We start from the raw sequence: 19,382 nt of genomic DNA on the forward strand, positions 1-19,382 counted from the left end.
AATGCCTAGGCGGTCTCTAATTGCTTTCGCTGTCAGCCCTTTGCCCCTATTGCGCGCAGCGGATCTTACGGGAAATAACCAGGACCGTGAACGAAGAAACGCCGCCGCCCCGCGCCCCGTCGAGCTCGGGCTATACCCCGCAGGCCTCCACCGGTGCGACCATAACCCCGCGCGGCGGTATGTCCGTGACCCGCGTCCTGTTCAGCCTGCGTCGCTGGTGGCGCGAGGACGTGGTCGGCACGGTCGACCAGGCCGAGGTGATCGAGCGGCGCCGCGAAGATTGCCTTATGAGCGAACGCTATCTGTTCATGACCGCGATGAGCGGCGGGATAGCGGTGCTCGGCCTGTTGCTGTCCTCCCCCGCCGTCGTCATCGGTGCGATGTTGCTCTCCCCGCTGATGGGGCCAATCATGGGGCTGGGCTTCGCGCTGTCGATCGGCGACTATAATTGGCTCAAGCAGTCGGCGATCAGCCTCGCCTGGGGGACGATCATCGCGGTGGGGCTGACGGGCGCGCTCGTCTTCATGTCGCCGATCCAGACGATCACGCCCGAAATCGCCGCGCGCACGCAGCCCAACCTGTTCGACCTGTTCGTCGCGCTGTTCTCAGCGATGGCCGGCGCTTATGCGATGATCCGCGGGCGCGAGGGGACGATCGTGGGCGTCGCTATCGCCACCGCGCTGATGCCGCCGCTGGCGACGGTCGGCTTCGGCCTCGCGACCTGGAACTGGACGGTCTTTTCGGGTTCGCTCCTGCTCTACGTCACCAACCTCATCACCATCGCGCTGACAGCATGGGGCATGGCGCGCCTCTATGGCTTTCAGACCAACCTTTCCGCCCGCAACACCGCCTTCCAGAATATCGCGATCGTGGCGGTGTCGATCGCGCTCGCCGTGCCGCTCGCCCTGTCGCTGATCCGGATCGCGGAAGAAACCAATGCGCAGCGCATCACGCGCAACGAAATCCTCGAAAGCTTCCCGGCGCGCGCGCTTCTGGACGATCTGCAGATCACCTATGGCGAGGATACGATCAGCGTGGATGCGACCGTACTTACCCCGCGGCTGGATTCCGAAGCCGAGGCCGATGTCGAGCGAACCTTGTCACAGCAATTGCAGCGCCCGGTTGAGCTGACGCTCACGCAATACCAGGTCGGCACCAGCGCGAGCGCGGCCGAACAGGCACAGCTTTCGGCCCGCCGCGCGAGCGAGGAAGCCGCCGCGCTCGAACGCGCGGAGAACCTGGCGACGCGCCTCGCGCTGGTTGCGGGCGTGGAGGAGGGCGACGTGACGGTCGATCGCACCCGCAGGCGAGCAACGGTCCGAGCGCAGCGGCTCGACGGCGCAACGCTCGCCGCCTACCGCGCACTCGAACTGCGCATCGCCGAGACCGAGCCCGACTGGACGGTCGAATTGCTGCCGCCGATCGGCGAATTGCCCGGCGAGATCGGTTGGGACGAAGAGGGGCCGACGCCCGAAGGCGCGCAGGCGCTGAGCGTCATCGAATGGGCCGCGCGCCGGATCGACCTGCCCATCGTGCTGACCGGCCCGCCCGCCCAGGCGAGCCAGGCCGCCGAACTCCTCGCCCGCCGCGGCGTCAGCGTCACGGTCCGCGAAGGGCCGGGGCCGCTGAGCGCGGATTGGGGCGGGCAGTAGTTTTACAAGAATCGTTCGTGCTGAACGAGGTCGAAGCATCGGTTCGAGCGTAGCCGAGAACCCTGTGCTCTGTTCGCGGCTGCGCTCGAGCGGACCCCTCGACACCCGCCTGCGCGGGCGCAGGCAGGCTCAGGGCGAACGCTTGGAGCATGTCGCCGGCTGCGGTGATACGATCTGTCGCGCAACAGTTCGAGGCTTACCGGTCGGTTATATCATGAGAATCGGTCGCGAAAGCGACCGCAAGGGCGACCGCCCACCCGTACCGCGGTCGTAGCGTAGCGGAGACCGTCTAGCGAGGACGCTCGCCCGGATAGGCGCGCGAAAAACAAACTACGCCGCCAGATCCAGCGGCACGATCTCGCCCGACAGATAGAGCTTCTTCGCCTTCGCACGGCTCAGTTTGCCCGAGCTGGTGCGCGGCAGGGTACGCGGGGGGACGAGTTCGACGACGCAGCTCATGCCCGTCACGGACCTGACCTTGTCGCTGATCTGTTCGCGCAGCTTGATCCGTTCCGCCGGATCGGAAACTCGGCAATGGACGAGCACGGCGGGCGCTTCCTCGCCGCTATCGGTTTCGAGCGCGAAGGCGGCGATGTCGCCGTGGTTGAAGCCGGGCAGCTGCTCCACCGCCCATTCGATGTCCTGCGGCCAGTGGTTCTTGCCGTTGATAATGATCATGTCCTTCGCGCGGCCCACGATGAACAGATAGCCCTTGGCCATGTAGCCCATGTCGCCGGTGTCGAGCCAGGCGCCCTTGCCGTCCTCGCCTTCGACCAGGCAGTCGGCGGTCGCCGCCTCGTTGCGGAAATAGGAGTGCATGACCGATGGCCCGCGGCACCAGACCTTGCCGATCTGGTGGTCGGCGCGGATGTGCCCGTCCCCATTATCTTCAGGGCCCCGGATCGCGACCTCCATGTCGGGCAGCGGCTTGCCGCAATTGACGATCGCGCGGTAGCGGGCCGGGCGCGATATATCGCGCGGCGTGCCCGACAGGCGCTCTTCCTCGACCAGCTCGACGCGGATGCCTTCGCCCGGCGGCATGACGGTGACCGCGAGGACGGCTTCGGCAAGACCGTAGGACGGGGTAAAAGCGCTTGCCTTGAAGCCGGCGTCGGCAAAAGCGTTGACAAAGCTCTGCATGACGTCCGGGCGGATCATGTCCGCGCCGTTGCCCGCCACCCGCCAGCGCGACAGGTCGAAGCGTTCGCCGACATTGCTCTGGCTCGAGATGCGGCGCGCGCAGATGTCGTAGCCGAAGGTCGGCGAATAGGAGAGCGTGTTGCCCTTGTTGCGGCTGATCATGTCGAGCCAGGCGAGCGGGCGCCGGGCGAAGGCGTCGGGCTTCAGATAGTCGCAGCTCACCTGGTTGGCGATCAGCGAGAGGAAACAGCCGACCAGCCCCATGTCGTGATAGAGCGGCAGCCAGCTGACCACGCGGTCGTTCTCGCCCAGCTTCATGGTGGCTGCGTGGCCGTAGAGATTGTGCAGCAGCGCCTTGTGCGTCACCGCGACCCCGGTGGGGAAACGGGTCGAACCGCTCGAATATTGGAGGTAGCAGATGTCGTCGGGCGCCGCTTCGGGCAGCGTGGCCTCGGGGGCGGGACGCTGCGTGAAATCCTGCCAGCTGGTCGCCTCGCACCCCGTTTTCGCCGCGGCGGCGGCGGCCATCTCGCCGATCTCTTCGGGATAAATGAGGATCGCGGGATCGGAGCTTTCGAGCTGGACGACGAGCTGCTCGATATAGCTTTCGCGCCCGCCAAACGTGGTCGGCAACGGCAGCGGCACCGGCCAGGCGCCCGCATAGACACAGGCGCAGAACAAGGCGGCGAAATCGGGACAGGTTTCCGCGATCAGCGCGACGCGGTCTTTCGGGCGGATGCCGGCGGCGATCAGGCGATAGGCCATCTTCATCGCGTCGGCGCGCATTTCTGAATAGGGATAGACGCGGGCCAGCGTACCGCGCATGTCGTGGAAGTTCAGGCCCTTGCCGCTCTTCGCCGCGTAGTCGATCGCTTTGTTGAAGGTCGCGAATTCGGCGCGCTTGCGCGGTAGGTCGCAGTCGTTCGGGGTCGGCACGAGCGATGCCGCCTCGGGCGACTGGCCCCCATCGGTTCCGGATGATGTCATGGCGTCAAACGTTGTCCGTGATGTTGCTGAGCGCGCAAAGGCGCCCTATCCCTCATGCGTTGACGCGGATCGCTGCGCCCGATCCGGTCCTGATTGCCCATTTGATAAGGACTGTGGCACGAATAAGGCGAAATGGTTTCACATCGGCCCAAAACGTCATCGCGCCGTAGCGATATCCCCGACGAAGTCGCGGGCACACCCCGCCGCGGCGGTGGTCCAAAAACCCGTGAACGCAAGAAAAAGCGCCCCCTCGACGAAGCGGCTCTGCGCGACCTCGCCCTCTCCTATGCCGCACGCTTTGCCACCACCGGGGCCAAACTCGAGGCCTATCTGGCGCGCAAGATTCGGGAGCGCGGTCTTGCCGAGGACGAGGACGGACGCAGGGTCGAGCCCGATATCGCCGCGCTGGCCGCGCGTCTGATCGAGCTCGGCTATGTCGACGACGATGCCTATGCGCGCGGGCGCTCGCGCGATCTCACCGCCCGCGGCTATGGCGCGCGGCGGGTCGAACAGGCGCTGTGGGCGGCGGGGGTCGAGGACGAGGTTCGCAGCGACAATGCGCCGGGCGAGGCCGAATGCCGCCGCGCGGCGATCCTGCTGGCGAAGAAACGCCGCTTCGGCCCGTTCGGCGCCGAGGCGGATACACGCGGCGAGGCGGGGGCCGATCGCGCCGAGGCGCATAAAAGACGCGGGAAACAGGTTGCCGCGATGCTGCGCGCGGGCCACCAATATGCTCATGCCGCCTTCATCCTGGACGCGGCACACACGAACGATATCGACGCCTGGCTCGAAGAGGCGGAAGAAGACCGGGAGGAGGGACGATGGTGAGGTTTGGCGCTACGATAGGCGCGATCTGGGGCGCGGCGCTGCTCGTCGCCTGTTCGCCCCAGGGCGGGGCGCAGAACGTCGCCGTTCAGGACACGCCGCCCGCGCCGCCGACCGTCGCGGGCGGTCCGACCATTTCGGCTGCCGGCCTGCGCCTTATCGACGTCGCGATCGAAAGCGGCGCGCGCACTCACATCTTTCGCACAGAACTTGCCGCGACCAGCGAGCAGCAATCGAAGGGCATGATGTTCCGCACCGAGATGGGCGACGACGAAGGCATGCTGTTCCCATCCTACGAGCCGCAGGCGCGCAGTTTCTGGATGAAGAACACGCCCCTGCCGCTCGACATCATCTTCATCGGTCCGGACCGGCGGATCACCAATATCGAGGCGGGCGTCCCCTATTCCACCGACAGCGTCTTTTCCGACGGTCCCGCGCTCGCCGTGTTCGAGATCAGGGGCGGGCTTGCCGAGGAGCTGGAGATCGGGCCGGGCGACCGCGTCGTGTTCGACCTGCCCGCCGACGCCGCGCCCTGACCGGGGAGTGACGGCTGCGCCTTCGCGCTTTTCTCGCCGGCGCTAATCCGCTAACGGCGCGGCCATGGGATTCTTGTCCAAAATCTTCACTTGGTGGAACGGCGCCACGCTCGGCACGCATTGGTGGGCGAAGCGCGTGGGCGGCGAGCATGTTGGCACCGATGCACAGGGCAATCGCTATTTCCGCTCGGCCGCGCGCAAGGGTCCTGCGGCGCAGGGCAAGCCCAACGGTTCCTACACGCAAAAGGAGCGTCGCTGGGTGATTTATGACGGCCCCAACGATGCCAGCCGCGTGCCGAGCGAATGGCATGGCTGGCTCCACGGCGCCTTCGACGACGTGCCCGAAAGCCATCTGCCGCCCGCCCGCATCTGGGAGGTGGACTACACCCCCAACGCGACCGGCACCGCGGATGCCTATCTCCCGCAAGGCGCGCTGCAACGTGGCGGACAGCGCGCGCGCGCCGATGGTGATTACGAGGCCTGGAATCCGGATGCGGATATGCAGGCAGGCAACGACTGAATGAACGGCATGGGGCCGCGCGCCTTCTCGTGCTTAGCCGCTTTCGCCGTGGCGCTCTCCGGGTGCGGGGAGGAAGAGGCCGAGCCTGCCGACGAGGCCCCGGCCGCGACCGATATCGCAGAGACCCCGCCACAGGCCGAGGCAGGCGCCGCGCCGCCGCCGGGCGAAGAGGTCGAAGGCGCAACCCCGATGGCAAAGCGCGTGGCGACGATCGGGCTCCTCAACAAACGTAACAATGTTAGCCGGGAGTTCGAGCTCAGCCCGGGCGAAAGTGCGGAAGAAGGGCCGGTCATCCTGCGCCTCGAAGCGTGTGAGCGCACCGCCCCTTACGAGTTTCCGCAGGAAACCGGGGCCTTCGTCCAGGTCGATGTCCGCGGCCGCGGAGCGAGCGAGCATTCACGTGTCTTTTCGGGCTGGCTTTTCAAGGAGAGCCCCAGCCTCAACGTCGTCGAACACCCGATCTACGACGTCTGGGTAAAGGATTGCGCGATAAGCTTTCCGGGCGACGAATGATCGCCCGCGCCCGCATCGGCTGATCCGCCGCCGGCGAAATGGGCATGGGCGCGGGTCAGGTCCACCGTCGGGCTGGCCCGCGCCTCGCCCAGCCGTTCGAGATAGGCGCGCTGCGGCATCTCGACCGCGCCCATTGCCGCCAGATGATCGGTCATGAACTGGCAGTCGAGCAGCCGGTAGCCCGCATGCCGCATCATCGCCACCAGCCAGGCGAGCGCCACCTTGCTCGCATTATCGGCGCGCGCGAACATACTCTCGCCGCAAAACACCTGATCGAAGGCGACGCCGTAAAGACCGCCCGCCAGCTGCCGCTCGCCGTCCTCGCCGATCGTCCAGCATTCGACCGAATGGGCATGGCCCGCCGCCTGCAAATCCTCGTAGCTGGCGATGATCCGGTGGCTGATCCAGCTTTCGGGGTGGCCCGGACGCGGCGCGGCGCAGGCGCGAATGACCTCTGAGAAGGCCTCGTCGATGGTCACGCGGTAGCGATCGGCGCGCAGCACCTTTCGCAAGGAGCGCGAGACGTGCAGGCCTTCGAGCGGGATGATCGCCCGCTCGCGCGGCTCGACCCAGAAGATCTCCTCGTCGTCGCGCCGGTCGGCCATCGGAAAGATGCCGCTGCGATAGGCGAGAAGCAGCGTTTCCACCGGTATGGGAGAGCGCGAGGATGGGTGCCGGGGCGAATGCATGGGATGTTTCAGTCTAGCGCCCTAGGCGCACGGTTCTAGGCACAATCCGACAAAGCACTCACCGATGCGCATACCGCCGCGCCTGAGGCAAAGACATATTGCCTATCGCCAACGCGCGCGATAGAGCGCGATGCCTCCTGCAGGGGTGTAGCTCAGTTGGTAGAGCATCGGTCTCCAAAACCGAGGGCCACGGGTTCGAATCCTGTCACCCCTGCCATTTTTCCGGAATATACCAAATGCCTGGAAAGGCTCAGGTTTCCCTGCGATTCAAAACCGCGTGGCACCTTGCCGTGGCACCTCGTCGCGGTTTCGTTATAGGCACCATGAATCGAGACGATTCGAGTTGCAAGCCGATCACCTTACAAAACTGGCTTGTCCACACGCCTATGCACGATCTCGCCATCCACCGCGATCGTAAGGGAATGATCTAGCTGGGTTTGGGCGTTGAGCGCGGGTCGTAGCAATAATCCTTCAATCGTCGAAGTGCCCGTTTAAGCTCAACCTCAGTGAAAAGGGCGTGCCAGCGCGGGTCTTCGATGACCAAAGCTTCGACAGTCAGGTCCAGACGTTCTCGCATGTAGAGGGCGGTATACCCATCTGAGGGCTTTGCTGCATTGATGAGTGCCTTCGTGGTGCGCCGCCCATTGGTGTCAGAGAGCATTTGGAGAAAAATCGTTGCGTTGTAGCCGGCCTCATCCTTCGCGCGCCGATAGACCTCGAACATCGCAAGATCGAACTGCCTTTCCAGCTTCTGAAGATTGGTCATTTTGAAGCCCCCGCAAATTTTTCGTAAAAGGCGTTCACTATACATGACCAACGTGCACTCATGACGCCGTCAATGCCTCGACCCAAATCCCATATTACGCGGTCTCCATTCTCCAGCTTGGCCCTGACGAAGCGATCATGCAGATCGCCAGTCGATCGCCGGGACTTCTGCGCTAAATGAAGAGATACGGAAGGGAACATGCGGTTCCAGCGCTCTTCGAGGTCTCGGCGCTGCTCTGGCGTGCTTTCCGGCGTGCGCGATTGCACCGAGTCTGCATCAAAAGCGATGATCTGGACGGTCGTTAGTTCAGAAGCGAGGCCTTCAAACCGACTGATGAAGTTAATCAGGCGCCCTCGCGCTTGCTCGTTCGCACAGCAATAGGGATCCTGGATTTCGAGCCAGTCTATTCGTGCATCGCGAGCGTATTGTTCGAAGATAGTCCAGTCTCGCTGCCCGTATTGCTCGAAGACAACCCGTTGAACCGATGGCGCGCGCGCCTCTGCTGCTTCAACCGGCGTGCGCACTGACAGGATGGGGCGGCGAGTTTGGTCCCCAGCGTCGATGGGGCGGACATTTTCTGCGGCCCTGGACGGTTCCGAAGGCGCTGCTTCTTCCGAGGAATGACTCGATGGAGATATCTTGGTTGTATCGTCGGTGGCTGCCTCAGCGTCATCTTCCTCGGTCGAGTTTTCGAGCGGGTGGGGAATCTTGCCATCACCTGCTGGCTCTTTGATCTCTGACGCCTGTGGTAAAGCAGAGGATGAGTCAGGCTCTTGATCGCCGACCTCTTGCCGATCACCTTCTCCATCCGTCTCAATCTCTTTGGGGATGCCGAGCAAGCTGCTCGCATCCTGCGGTCTTGAAGGGCGGCCATCGAGCACGTCGGAAAGCAGGTCCTCCACGTCTCGTTCGCTTTCCGGTGGCAGGAGCAGGCCCCGGCTCAAGGATCGCTTGCGCTCCATCAGTTCATCGAGACGTTCGTCGAAGCTCGAGGGGCCGATCGCATCATCTGGATGGACAGCCATCGGGATGTGAATAGTCACCGGTTTAGTCTGTCCGATCCGGTAAGCCCGGTCAGTCGCCTGGTCCTCGACCGCAGGGTTCCACCACCGGGAAAGATGGATGACATTGTTTGCGGCGGTGATTGTCAGTCCAACACCGCCCGCTTTCGGCGATAGAATAAGAACGTCGAAGGGTGCTGGTGAACTTTGAAACCGGGTGACCATCTCTTGGCGTTTATGGCCAGCTACTTTGCCGCTGATGCACATCGGACGTTGATCGAGTGAAAAGCGCTCCTGAATCGCTGTTGCGAGAAATGCCTGCATCTCAAGATCTTCGCAAAAAAGGAGTGCCTTCTCGCCGCGTTCTTTGACCTCTTCGAGGATATCGAAGGTCTTTTGCAATCGCGCAGATTGTCCGATGTATTCATCGATGTCCGTGATGCCGCGCGGCGGCAAGGGATGGAGCGATGTTCCCCGCAGCATGTGGAGGACCTTGAGCATCGCTCCCTGCTCACCGCTTTCCCGCAGTGCTCGGGCCCTAGCAAGCACTAGGTCGTAAGCCTGAGCTTGAGCCGCCGGCATCTTGACCGAATATTTACGTGAACTTTTCTCCGGGAGACCCGTGAGTATCTCGTCCTTCATGCGGCGAAGCATAAAGGGTGGCAGTTCTCCGTCTCGTTCGGTCAGACGGCTTTGCAGATCCCGAAGTCGATCGAGATCGTTCGCCGGGAAGCTGCTCTCGAACTCTCGGCTAGACCCCAAGAAGCCCGGATACACCGTATCCGCGATTGACCAAAGATCCTGTAATCGGTTCTCGACTGGGGTGCCAGTCATTGCGACCTGGATAGTCCCGTTCAAGGCCTTTGCCGCGCGGGTCATTTGGCTGGCAGGATTTTTCAGCTTTTGAATTTCATCGTAGACGATCGCCGCGAAGGGAATACGCGCGAAGCTCATGTGATAGTCACGCATCGTCTCGTAGGTCGTCAGCACGATCCCGGCGTTAGCCCATTCGGACACGTCCAGTCGCGATGTTCCACCGCGGATATCGCTTCCAGCTTCAAGACGAAAGTTTCGCAGGTTTGCGCCGAACGCTTCTACAACCGGCCCCAAAAGGCCAGCATCAATATGCTGCGAAATTTCGGCTTGCCAGTTTCGCAGTAGCCCGGTTGGCGCAATGATCAGAACGGGCTTCCGTTGTGATGATCGCTGGCGCACCCACAGCAAGAACATCAGCGCTTGGAAGGTCTTTCCGAGCCCCATATCGTCGGCGAGCAAAACGCCCGGTAGTCGCCGCTCCCAAGCTTCTGCAAACCAGGCGAACGCTTGCACCTGATGAGGCTTGGGATTTGACCTCATGCCGTCAGGGAGCTCAGGAAGCTCAAAAGACGTCACTCCCGCACTCGGACGAGGCAGGCGCGCATAATCTAGTTGCTCGAAATTCTCACCGACCTGAAGGAAGAAGATTTCAGCAGTCTCTGTCGGTGATAGCTCGAAGTCCGCGCGCTCTTCGCGAACTCGACTTATTTCGTCTTCAAGGTTCGCAATTGCGCGGGTAGCCTGAAGTGTCGCCGGAGTAGCCGGGATTTCATCAGCAGCCCAGCTTACTGTTTCTTTGCCTGCATCGATCGCCGTCTCGACGTCACAAGCAAGTTTTTCGGCTTCGCCAGGCGCAAGTTGGACGTGGCGCGCATCGGGTGGATCTCCGATCCGTAGGCCAAATCCTTCTGGTAGCCAGCTGTTTGGTTTGGGTTTGATCCAGGGAAGGACCGGCTTTTGCCAGACCTCGATCCCGCTGACCCGCTCGGAGAATTGCTGTGTCTCGATAAAGAGGCGATCAGCGGCTTCGTCGTCGCCACTCGCGTCTAGTTCGAGCTCCTCTCGCATGACACGTTGTGGGGAGCGCAAAAATTCGCGCCTTTCCTGGGAGGTGCCCACCTGCTTCGCGCGCACAATGTCGAGGGCTTTTCCCAGCATCGGGTCAAGAAAGAGGAGGGTCCCGTCTGAAAGCAGATAGCTTCGCCGCCCGCCGTCTTGGCCCCGGAACCTGCGCTGAAAATGCTGATTGTCCTGCGGGGTAAGTAGCGACGCTTCTTCCTCGTCGACCAGGTCGCCCTCAGCGCTCTCGCTTACGTTTCTCGAGAAGAGGACTGGGTCGAAATCGAAACGTCCATGGTCGGTCTTTGCGTTGAGCGAAAAATTGGCGGCATAGGCAATCCGGACACGCTCAAGAAAGCCATCCGCCTCGATCCCGGTGCCGATGTGGTCTCCGAGCGTCGAACGAAGCTCGGCAAATGCAGCACGGCGCTGATCGGGATCATCAGCCGCGTTGACCGCAAGTGCGCACTGGAAGGTCGAGTATATCGGCTCGGGAATCCGTCCGACACGCCCGCCTTCTCGAAGACGCGCGCCAGCGATGTCGGCTCGAACAGGCAGGCCACCGCGGCGAACCCATTTCGTATCGACTTTGATTGTTCCCTCAGCGAGCGACCCCCCTGAGTTGAGCTGAAGGGTCATCGACGTTGCCGGCGGGAGACCGAGGGCGAATGCGTCGGCCTCATCTAGCCGTGCGACGATCTCCGGTGGAAGGACTATGCCTTCCGCCTCTTCACTGATCTGACCATCATCATCGAGAGCTCGAGCCAGTGCCAGAGCGGCCTGCCCAGCTTCGGGGGCTACTCTGGGCCACTCCGAGACCGGCACGATCTGGTTCGATGCTCGCCGGAATAGCCCGCCCTGCTGTTCGCGGAGAAGCGCAATCGTCTCACCGCCGCCCTCGCTCTGTGTGGCAATGAACTTGGTCGTTACCATCGATCATTCCAGTTGCGGCCCCGGCCTCTCCCGAAATGGGGATGCGCAATTGATGTCCGGCGATGGATGATACCGGCGAACTTACCTTCCCACCCAGGACTCGCGGGGACGTGAGACTCATACTCGAAATCCGACCTCCCGCTGGTGGTCCGTAGCTTCCCGCCGTCGTATACCTTTGCGTAGAGTTTCGGTGCACCTGGATCGGTGTCACTCCAGAAGCGGCAGGATCCGTTATCGCTCCATTCTGATATGCGTAGGTCGCCTATCTGCATGATGATGGATGAAGACGCGGCAGGACCGCCCCGAATAATGCCATATTCCGGGCGTTCACCACTTTGACGAATGAGATCCTCGATCCTATTGCGCGCCCGGATTCCCAAGGCGGGCCAGGCATCGCTGACAAGGCCCTCATCGAGGTATGCCATCCAGAATTTCTCGCGCTGTGCCCACTGATCGGGCCGATCCGTAGTCTTTGCGATGGCGCGAAAGAACTCGCGCATCGCGACTTCGGTAAGCCAGCGCTTGAATATCTGGGTAACCTCGCGCGCACGTTCTTCGCCGATCGACTCAGCGAGCGATCGCACGATCCTGTCCCATCGGGTGCGCTGGAGACGCGGATCACCCACCTGATCGAGCAGAAATTCGGAAATCGCCTTTCGATGCTCGGGTTCAGGTTTGGTGCTGATCCAGGGCTCGAGCAGGGCGCGAACAACCAGTTCCAACTGTCCTGCCTGCGCTTCGGTATCAAACATACGCAGGATACTGCGCTGCGGGCCGACTGCTTCTGCTGGCTGAAGCTCTGCGGTTGCTTTGCAGGTCTCGGCGAAAGTTGCTTGACCAAACCCGCTAGCCGCAAGGTTTGCGCCAAGGCCCGTCTCGCGCATCAAGAAGGAAATGCCATCTGCATCGTGCGTAACAAAATCGCGTGCCACTTTAGCTGGTCCTATCTCCGGCTTAAACAGATCCCAGCGTGCGCCACGCTCGCGCCACGCCCAGTTATGGCGAACGGCAGCGCGGGATGCAGCTTCTGCTAGCATCGGCATGATCGAGCGGCCTTTCGGGAAATAGGTAAGGTAGCCGTCGATCACAGCCTGGTCCGAACTGCGCCGATGATCGACATCGGCCCGTTCGAGCGCCGCTACGCCCAGCTCATCGAACTCTGTGTCGCACCATGCTCCGCGCAGAACCCTGTTGAGTTGGAACCGCGGCAAGCCGTTTGCACCCGTATCGGCCGCGCCTCGCAGGAATGGCTTGAGTTCAATGACGGGCTCTGCTTCACCCACACATGCATCGAGCTTGGCCAATTGTCGCCGTAACTCGGGCTGTGTCGTCGGAGGTTTCGCCAGCCCGGCGGATGCCAAGGCCTCCATTCTCGCGATTGCAGACCGCAGCGAACTCATTTCTCCTGCCGCAAAATGTCGCGATCGAGGCCAGCGCTTGGCGTCGTCATCAGGAAGCGCAAGTCGATCCGTCGATTACGCTTCTTGGCTTCTTCGGAATCTCCACGATCGACGGGACGGTCTGGACCATAGCCACTCAGACTGAGGATTGGTGCCGAGCCGTCTTCTCCCGCCGGTCTATTGAGAAAACCGCGCAGGGCCGGTTGGTTGCGCTGGAGCATGGTGAAGGTCGTCTCTGCCCGGCGCACCGAAAGTCCATAGTTGTTCATGCCGCCAGACATCACATCAGAGTCCGTGTGCCCCTCGACAAAGACAGCGTCGATCAAGTGCGGTGAGCGTTCGCCTTCGCAAAGATCGGAAGCGGTATAGCAGGGCAGGACCTCGACCATGGCGTTGGCAACTTTGCTGATGGCGGCCTGCCCCCTTTCCGTCAGTTCCCATCGGCCTTTGTCGAACAGGACGTCGTCGGGGAGCCTCAGAACTCCGGTCTTGGTGTCGATTTCCACTTGGAGCCCTCGGTCTTTCAATGACTGCTGCAAATCGTTGAGGATCTCGGCGCGGGTCCTGTTAGCGCCTGTCAGCTCCTCGGTTTTCGTCTGCAGATTGAGGGCAAAGTAGGCTAACAGGATAATGAAGATAAGAAGCAAGCCGACCATCATGTCCGTCATGGACATAAAATAGCTTTCGCCCTCCTCAGGCGGCTTCCGGCGGACCACGCCTTCCATTATTCAGCGGCTTCCCTGTTCTGGTTGGCAAGGATGCCGGCAAGTTCCTCGACGGTATCCCGCAAGGTCGTGAGAGGTTCGAGAGCGCCGGCGAGCTGCGCCACTCCATCGCCTAGCGCTTTGTCGATCTGGCCGACCCGTTCGTTGAGGTTCGAAGCATGGTTGCCGGCAGCGTCGGAAATCTTCTCGATCGCATCGCCTAGAGCCCTGTCCACGTCTTCGAAGCGAGCGCGATATTCAGACCATGCGGAGGAGGCGGCACTTGCAGTCTCGTTTAGCGCTGCGGCAAGTTGGCGCATCTCGTCGCGTGCGCTTTCGGACGACTGCGCATTGTTTGAAACAATGGATTCAACGGATTTGACTGCTTCAGCAATGGAAGCTGCCGACTGACGGACAGGGGCCGTAGCCGCCTCGACGTCGTTGGCCACCGTTCCGAAAGCAGTAGCGAGATCACTTGATCGCGCTGCTACTTGCTCAATCGCACGCGCATGATCTCCGATGGCGTTTTGCGCACTGGAAAGACCATTTGCAGACGATGAGATAGCTTCCCCTGCATCTTTCATGCTGCCAACCAGCGGTTGGCCAGTCTGATTGAACCGTTCAACGAACTCCGAGAAAGATTTTTCCATTGCTTCTTGGCCAATCCGGGCCGCATCATTCGCGGCTTGTGCAGACGCTTCACCCATCTGGCTCGCAGCAGAGGCGAGACCGGACTTCATCTCGTCAAGTGTATTCCCGAGATTGCTCAGCAGTTCGTCCATCCGCTGCCTCGCAAGCTCGCTGGCCTGCTCATTTTCTTCCCGCATGCGGTCAGCAACAACGCCGAAGTTACGATTAAGTTCTCCAAACGCTGAACGCATTTCTTCCGAGGCTTGACCGAAGCGCCTGACAGCTTCTTCGATCTGGCGATCAGCTTCACCGCTCTGTTTTTCTATCCGTTCAGACATCAAGGCCATGGAATGTGTCATCGCGCCAATGGCATCCGCCAGCCCGGCCATTTCGGCACCAGCGCTTGAAGCGATCGCGTCGCGGACGGCTTCACCACCGCCGCCGCTGATCTTGTCTATGCCCTGCTGGATCGATCCGAGATGGGTGATCATGGGAGCCATCTGCTTCTCCAAAGCCCCGTCGAGGGCGGCAGCAAGCTGCTCTGAGAAGGTGCGGAGTGCCGGCGTTTGCTCTTTAAGTTGTTCAAGCTGATCGCTCGCGATCCGTTGCGGTGGCAGATAAGCCATCCCATGCTCGAGCTTGTCGCAGAGTATGGACAGACCGTCATTGATCCGCTTGCCGAACCGGTAATCATAGGAACGAAGAATGATGGAGGCCACAATGCCTCCTACCGAGGCCCAGAACTTTGCTCCAGCGACCTTCATCAAGTCATTGAGCCGCTCCTGCATCGCGTCGACACCGCCGCTGAAATCGAGTGTCGAAAGGGCCGCGATGATGCCCAGGAAAGTGATTAGAAGTCCCAGCGCGATGAATATATTGGCAAACCAATTTAACCCGCGGTGGCGGTCGCCTAAATTGACGAAGAAGTGTTCGGGGCGTGCGGAGTTCTGAAGAACCTCTGCCGAGGGATCGACAATCGTCTCGCGATACTCCTCCCAAGTTCTGCGCAAAGGCAGCGCCTCGGGATCGTTCGCCTCCATCATTTGCTCATCAATGTCGTTGAAGCGGCGCGCGAACTCGAGGCGCGCCTGGTCTACATCGGCGGTGCTGCCGCCCGTTATTTCATCGAGAAGGCGGACACGCGCATAGATCGCGTCCGCAAGAGGGGCGTGATATTTGCGCCTGTAACGGTAGGCGATCACGAGCGCGGCGCCGATCAGCACAACCGCCAGGAAAGCCGCCATCGCATCGCCGATGATTGGTATCTCTGTGAAGAAATAGATGAGCCCGTGACCGAGCCATTCCGTAATTTCCATGCAACCCCCAAGAAGCATTCGAACGTGTCAGGCTATTGTGACCTAGAGCCTTCGCAGGCCGAGCCTACGGACCGCGCAACCGGCATGAAGAAATCCCGAACGGTCTAAACCCTATCGAAACCGAGCGTATGCGCCAAGGTAGGTCGCCGCAACTTCATGTTTTTTTGAGACTTGAACTTGGCTTGCCGGGTGCTCTTGTCGATGCAAATGAACCTAGGCCATATCTTCAGAATAATTCCTCCGGACACTCCCAAATCTTCCCGGACGAAAGTTCGATTAGATAAGGCTTTTCGCCCACGTGCAGGCGAATGCCGCTGTAGAGCGTCTCGATCTTTTCCACGATGATGTCTCCTCCGAATGGGAGATCAGCCAATTCTGAAACAGGTCTCCCGCTCATCGCGATCTGCTTCGCTTGCGGCAGCTCGACTCCATACAATTCAAGCCTGTCTCGCGACCAATTCAACGCCGCATGCCTAGACAACTCTGCATGGATTGTTCCGCCAGACCAATACAGTGCACCGAAAAGGGGAGCACCGGTTGTCGAGAGTTCAAAGGTGACATCGTAAGAGCGGGCGAGTTCGTGAAGTATCTGGCTTGAGTCCACCTTTCCTGATGAGAGGATGGCCGCAGCTAATTCCGTGATCCTCCCGTCAGCTCCATGGCTACGTAGACTTGCAAGTTCTTCTGGGCCGTAAGCGATTCTTGGGTTCGGTCCAATGAAGTGACCATGTTTGACTAGGTTCCGCCTAGACGCCGGAATCATGTCAAGGACGAGACCCCGCCTCATGGCTTCGTCAATTCCGACGTAGTGCACATAAAAGTCCAGGTCATCGTCGTTCGACTGGAAGCTCATGCCGACAATTATCGCATCGACCTGAGAGTTATATTCCTCCACAAAAGGTGTAACGATGTGGCGGACCTCAGCTGCCTGTCGCGCCACCTCCTTACGCTGCTTCCAGAACGCGCGCATATCCAATACAATCGCTTTCGCGAATGCCTCGATCTGTGCCGGAAGAGCGCTGCAAAACCTGGGTGCACCAGTTCCATTCGCCCAGCATTGAAGGACAACGCCCCCAGCCTCCGCGTGCGGTTCAAAGTGCAAGAGGTGTCGTTCATCAAAGTCGCAGACCAGCGCTGGCTGAGGGAGACCAAGGCGGCGGCAAGCTAGGTTGCGCGTCAGCCTCGATATGTGTCGATGCAGTCGTTCGAGGTTCGGACCATGCGCATCCCTACGCGTCGTCCAGACGGGATGCAAACCGGGTCGGCCTGCATCCAACACCCAGCGCTCTCCGCCAATCAGAATCTCGCCGAGAGCTTTCGATTCGAGGATCGTGCCAAACGGTAGCGCAGTCTGTGAATTTGGGTGGGTGAAAGTGTATTGAGCATCGACGGCAAGATCGATGAGGGCGTCATCCGAGATAGCGGTCGAGCGTTCGTCGGAGGCCGGGCTGATGCGCCGATCTACTTCGAGTGCTACCGCGATAGCCGAAGCCAGCGATATCCCATTTCCTGCATCCATTCCATCGAGCAAACTCTCAAGACGCTTATTGGTAATTACTGCAAACTGATCCTGATTCCCGCTGAACATCCTGGCGTCTCCCTTTAGGGTGCCATGCGGGAGAAATCCCTTCTATAAGGTTTATCAGATACTTCGTGGTAAGCTCGTGGCCTAAGACCCGAGGATCCATGATTTGCCGCAAGCGGCAATCGAAGAGACTGATGGTTCTCTGCTGTCGGAATGCGGCCGGCAACTCCCGGCTGAGGCGTTCCAAATTTTCTCCTGACCGCGACACTACAAAAAAGTTATGAGCGATAAACAACCCTCTTGTAATGCTTGCGGCACCCTTCTACTGGGAGGTATCAACTCACACGTAATGGAGCAGTAGTATGATGACGCGGCACGCAACCCAACGCAGCCAGCAACGGAGTATTCCGCCTTTGGCCGTCGAGCTCTTCGAGCGATATGGCGCTAGCTGCCGCCATGATGGAGCCGACGTGCTCTTCATGGACAAGCAGGCTCGCAAGCGCATCGCCCGGGACTTCGGGGGAAGCAGAGCGTTGCGGTTCGTCGAACCGCTGCTCAATGCTTACGCCGTCGTTGAAAACGGCCGCGTCATTACTCTTGCACACCGCACCAAGCGCCTCAAGCGCTAACCCAACAACACATCGGAGATCCACCATCGTGGCTACTCAAATCAACAATGACACCCTCTTCCATATCTACGCCGAAGAGGGACCAATCTGCGTCGAGCGCTCAGCGTTCGATCATATCGAAAACGGCGCCAAGCTCGTCATCGTCGGAATCACGCCTGGTGCGCAGCAGCGTGATCTCGCCAACGCTGCTTACCGATCCGCGATCGCGCGCGGCGAAGCTCCCGCCGAGGCCAGTCGCTCGGCAAAGTTCGCGGCCAGCTTCGGAGGCGCGATGCGGGCAAACCTCGTCAAACTCATGGATGCAGTGGGCGCCAATGAGCTCCTTGGCCTGCGCTCGTTGTCTGAGGCATTCAATCCCGCGACCAAAGGAAAGGTTCATTTCACCTCTGCCCTTCGTTACCCCGTGTTCTACGACGGCGCGAATTTTAACGGGCAGATCTCGATGCTGAATTCTCCTGCGCTTCGGCAGCTGGTCGAGAACGAACTTGCTGAAGAAGCTCAACAATTGCGAGACGCCGTGTGGCAGCCTCTGGGCGACAAGCCCATGGCGGCTCTGCGCCACCTCGTATCGCTAGGGGTGCTTCGCGAAGATCAAATCGCTCCCGCACTTCCTCATCCCAGCGGCGCGAACAACGAAAGGATCGCATTCTTCCTCGGCGACAAGGCAGAAGCGGATCTTTCGCCGAAGACGAATGCACAGAAAATCCGGGCTAGCCGCGAGGCACTCGAGCTCTTCTATTCGAAATCGTTGGGAGTGCGGGCATGAGCAAGCAGACTGTCATAAGTCGCGTGAACCCCACAACCGGCAAGACCGAACACCCTTACAGAGACAGGCACGGCAATTTCGTCCTCGGCGATCCGTCGTTCGGCAGCGAACTGCACTACCGAAAGAACGCCGTTTTGACGACCGACTACGCTGAGGCGGTGCGGCTGGTTCGCAAGGGGTTCTCAATCCGAATGTCCGCCGGTGACGGCACCCCGCCTTCCCTTATCAGCGCCGGCAAGCTGTCGCTGACCGAAGAGGATGAAGTTGCGGAAGGTGCCATTCCGTCAGCGGACCCGCTGACCCCATTCCCCCGCGAGGCCGTCCTGCGCGATCTGCAGAAGGCCTTGGTCGCCGAGGCGGCGATGATTGCCCATTGGGGCAGCTACGAAGCAGCTGAGGCCTTTCTGGGTTTCCCGTCGTCGGATGACGCGGGAGAACCTTATGATGATGCAGATCCGACCAAAGTGGACCTGTCGCGTTTCCGAGCCACACCCCTGATCGAAGCCAGTTACGACTGCGCGTTTCAGACGGGCAAGCCGGAGGCCTTCGGTCCGGAATCATGGGATGACCTCGGCTCCCTCATGGATGGCGCCTCCGCCGGGACCATCAGCACAACGTCACCCATGGGTGACCCGGAGAGCCCCTTGCGGGTCACAATCGGCACAGCGTTCGCTCGCTGGAAGTTCGAGATGGAGACCTGGCTGCCACTCTCGGTTCGCGAACTTGCATACCTCGCCCAGATGAATGAAGTCGCGGCCCGCAATGCCTTGGCCAAAGCTGGCATCAAGGGGCGCGGTGGTATCGACAACGATGTTGCACGCCGTTGGCTGGCCGACCGCCAGAAATTCGTCCCCACCCGGTCCGAATTGCTGTCGCTGAATAGCTAGGCTTTTCCGCGGGTCGAATGGCAATAGCCATACCAACCATGCCTCAAGTGCAGTGGAAGGCGTGTCGCAAGGCATGCATACCTTGCCT

Annotated in this window: 16 protein-coding genes and 1 tRNA gene; 9 read left to right on the forward strand and 8 right to left on the reverse strand. The window is 60.8% G+C overall.

Annotation, left to right across the window (positions count from 1 at the left end; genetic code table 11):
• Positions 1 to 86: 86 nt before the first annotated feature.
• Positions 87 to 1,652 (forward strand): DUF389 domain-containing protein, encoded by a 1,566-nt coding sequence (locus tag V2I30_RS13420; protein ID WP_330662681.1) that lies wholly within the window; start codon positions 87 to 89, stop codon positions 1,650 to 1,652.
• Between the two features lie 330 nt (positions 1,653 to 1,982).
• On the opposite strand, the gene V2I30_RS13425 is transcribed toward V2I30_RS13420, so the two are convergent.
• A complete protein-coding gene (locus V2I30_RS13425) occupies positions 1,983 to 3,779 on the reverse strand; it encodes a fatty acyl-AMP ligase (RefSeq protein ID WP_330662683.1) in 1,797 nt (598 codons plus the stop codon).
• Between the two features lie 132 nt (positions 3,780 to 3,911).
• Here V2I30_RS13425 and V2I30_RS13430 point away from each other — a divergent pair, with 132 nt between their 5' ends.
• The 4 genes from V2I30_RS13430 (at position 3,912) to V2I30_RS13445 (ending at position 6,173) form a co-directional block, all read left to right on the forward strand.
• Positions 3,912 to 4,607, forward strand: a complete 696-nt coding sequence (locus V2I30_RS13430) for a regulatory protein RecX (RefSeq protein WP_330662684.1) — start codon at positions 3,912 to 3,914, stop codon at positions 4,605 to 4,607.
• Positions 4,601 to 5,140: a DUF192 domain-containing protein gene (locus tag V2I30_RS13435; RefSeq protein WP_330662685.1), complete on the forward strand. Its 540-nt coding sequence runs from the start codon at positions 4,601 to 4,603 to the stop codon at positions 5,138 to 5,140. The genes V2I30_RS13430 and V2I30_RS13435 overlap by 7 nt, the downstream gene beginning before the upstream one ends.
• A gap of 64 nt (positions 5,141 to 5,204) precedes the next feature.
• Positions 5,205 to 5,660 carry an NADH:ubiquinone oxidoreductase subunit NDUFA12 gene (locus V2I30_RS13440; protein WP_330662686.1) on the forward strand — a complete coding sequence of 152 codons (456 nt, stop codon included), beginning with the start codon at positions 5,205 to 5,207 and terminating at the stop codon, positions 5,658 to 5,660.
• Positions 5,661 to 6,173: a DUF2155 domain-containing protein gene (locus V2I30_RS13445; RefSeq protein ID WP_442896941.1), complete on the forward strand. Its 513-nt coding sequence runs from the start codon at positions 5,661 to 5,663 to the stop codon at positions 6,171 to 6,173.
• On the opposite strand, the gene aat is transcribed toward V2I30_RS13445, so the two are convergent.
• Positions 6,122 to 6,862 (reverse strand): leucyl/phenylalanyl-tRNA--protein transferase, encoded by a 741-nt coding sequence (aat, locus tag V2I30_RS13450; RefSeq protein ID WP_330662687.1) that lies wholly within the window; start codon positions 6,860 to 6,862, stop codon positions 6,122 to 6,124. The genes V2I30_RS13445 and aat overlap by 52 nt on opposite strands.
• Positions 6,863 to 7,003: 141 nt before the next feature.
• On the opposite strand from aat, the gene V2I30_RS13455 reads away from it, so the two are divergent.
• Positions 7,004 to 7,079, forward strand: a tRNA-Trp gene (locus V2I30_RS13455).
• Positions 7,080 to 7,289: 210 nt separating this feature from the next.
• Here V2I30_RS13455 and V2I30_RS13460 read toward each other — a convergent pair.
• The 6 genes from V2I30_RS13460 to V2I30_RS13485 form a co-directional block, all read right to left on the reverse strand.
• Complete coding sequence (locus V2I30_RS13460; RefSeq protein ID WP_330662688.1) at positions 7,290 to 7,628, reverse strand: hypothetical protein; 339 nt, start codon at positions 7,626 to 7,628, stop codon at positions 7,290 to 7,292.
• Positions 7,625 to 11,437, reverse strand: coding sequence for a DEAD/DEAH box helicase (locus V2I30_RS13465; RefSeq protein WP_330662689.1), 3,813 nt, complete (start codon positions 11,435 to 11,437; stop codon positions 7,625 to 7,627). The genes V2I30_RS13460 and V2I30_RS13465 overlap by 4 nt, the downstream gene beginning before the upstream one ends.
• The gene (locus tag V2I30_RS13470; protein ID WP_330662690.1) at positions 11,431 to 12,837 is read right to left on the reverse strand and encodes an EH signature domain-containing protein; all 1,407 of its coding nucleotides are present in this window, start codon (positions 12,835 to 12,837) and stop codon (positions 11,431 to 11,433) included. The genes V2I30_RS13465 and V2I30_RS13470 overlap by 7 nt, the downstream gene beginning before the upstream one ends.
• Positions 12,834 to 13,562: an OmpA/MotB family protein gene (locus tag V2I30_RS13475; protein WP_330662691.1), complete on the reverse strand. Its 729-nt coding sequence runs from the start codon at positions 13,560 to 13,562 to the stop codon at positions 12,834 to 12,836. The genes V2I30_RS13470 and V2I30_RS13475 overlap by 4 nt, the downstream gene beginning before the upstream one ends.
• A complete protein-coding gene (gene zorA, locus V2I30_RS13480; RefSeq protein WP_330662692.1) occupies positions 13,562 to 15,487 on the reverse strand; it encodes an anti-phage ZorAB system protein ZorA in 1,926 nt (641 codons plus the stop codon). Before zorA ends, V2I30_RS13475 begins: the two co-directional genes overlap by 1 nt.
• A 226-nt stretch (positions 15,488 to 15,713) precedes the next feature.
• Entirely contained in the window at positions 15,714 to 17,075 is a 1,362-nt protein-coding gene (locus tag V2I30_RS13485) for a hypothetical protein (protein WP_330662693.1), read from the reverse strand.
• Positions 17,076 to 17,374: 299 nt separating this feature from the next.
• On the opposite strand from V2I30_RS13485, the gene V2I30_RS13490 reads away from it, so the two are divergent.
• From V2I30_RS13490 to V2I30_RS13500, 3 genes are read left to right on the forward strand one after another with little or no spacing between them, the layout of a single operon-like run.
• Positions 17,375 to 17,641: a hypothetical protein gene (locus tag V2I30_RS13490; RefSeq protein ID WP_330662694.1), complete on the forward strand. Its 267-nt coding sequence runs from the start codon at positions 17,375 to 17,377 to the stop codon at positions 17,639 to 17,641.
• Positions 17,642 to 17,669: 28 nt separating this feature from the next.
• Positions 17,670 to 18,407, forward strand: a complete 738-nt coding sequence (locus V2I30_RS13495; RefSeq protein ID WP_330662695.1) for a hypothetical protein — start codon at positions 17,670 to 17,672, stop codon at positions 18,405 to 18,407.
• Positions 18,404 to 19,294 carry a hypothetical protein gene (locus V2I30_RS13500; RefSeq protein WP_330662696.1) on the forward strand — a complete coding sequence of 297 codons (891 nt, stop codon included), beginning with the start codon at positions 18,404 to 18,406 and terminating at the stop codon, positions 19,292 to 19,294. Before V2I30_RS13495 ends, V2I30_RS13500 begins: the two co-directional genes overlap by 4 nt.
• Positions 19,295 to 19,382 lie beyond the last annotated feature (88 nt).

The sequence above is a fragment of the Erythrobacter sp. genome, from assembly GCF_036351135.1.
In the GTDB taxonomy this organism is placed as follows: Bacteria; Pseudomonadota; Alphaproteobacteria; order Sphingomonadales; family Sphingomonadaceae; genus Erythrobacter.

Coding starts and splice junctions, on each gene's coding strand:
- V2I30_RS13440 (WP_330662686.1), top strand. CDS start 5,205: ATGGGATTCTTGTCCAAAATCTTCACTTGGTGGAACGGCGCCACGCTC.
- V2I30_RS13475 (WP_330662691.1), bottom strand. CDS start 13,562: ATGGAAGGCGTGGTCCGCCGGAAGCCGCCTGAGGAGGGCGAAAGCTAT.
- V2I30_RS13490 (WP_330662694.1), top strand. CDS start 17,375: ATGATGACGCGGCACGCAACCCAACGCAGCCAGCAACGGAGTATTCCG.
- V2I30_RS13435 (WP_330662685.1), top strand. CDS start 4,601: ATGGTGAGGTTTGGCGCTACGATAGGCGCGATCTGGGGCGCGGCGCTG.
- V2I30_RS13445 (WP_442896941.1), top strand. CDS start 5,661: ATGAACGGCATGGGGCCGCGCGCCTTCTCGTGCTTAGCCGCTTTCGCC.
- V2I30_RS13500 (WP_330662696.1), top strand. CDS start 18,404: ATGAGCAAGCAGACTGTCATAAGTCGCGTGAACCCCACAACCGGCAAG.
- V2I30_RS13465 (WP_330662689.1), bottom strand. CDS start 11,437: ATGGTAACGACCAAGTTCATTGCCACACAGAGCGAGGGCGGCGGTGAG.
- V2I30_RS13430 (WP_330662684.1), top strand. CDS start 3,912: ATGGTTTCACATCGGCCCAAAACGTCATCGCGCCGTAGCGATATCCCC.
- V2I30_RS13485 (WP_330662693.1), bottom strand. CDS start 17,075: ATGTTCAGCGGGAATCAGGATCAGTTTGCAGTAATTACCAATAAGCGT.
- V2I30_RS13470 (WP_330662690.1), bottom strand. CDS start 12,837: ATGAGTTCGCTGCGGTCTGCAATCGCGAGAATGGAGGCCTTGGCATCC.
- V2I30_RS13460 (WP_330662688.1), bottom strand. CDS start 7,628: ATGACCAATCTTCAGAAGCTGGAAAGGCAGTTCGATCTTGCGATGTTC.
- zorA (WP_330662692.1), bottom strand. CDS start 15,487: ATGGAAATTACGGAATGGCTCGGTCACGGGCTCATCTATTTCTTCACA.
- aat (WP_330662687.1), bottom strand. CDS start 6,862: ATGCATTCGCCCCGGCACCCATCCTCGCGCTCTCCCATACCGGTGGAA.
- V2I30_RS13425 (WP_330662683.1), bottom strand. CDS start 3,779: ATGACATCATCCGGAACCGATGGGGGCCAGTCGCCCGAGGCGGCATCG.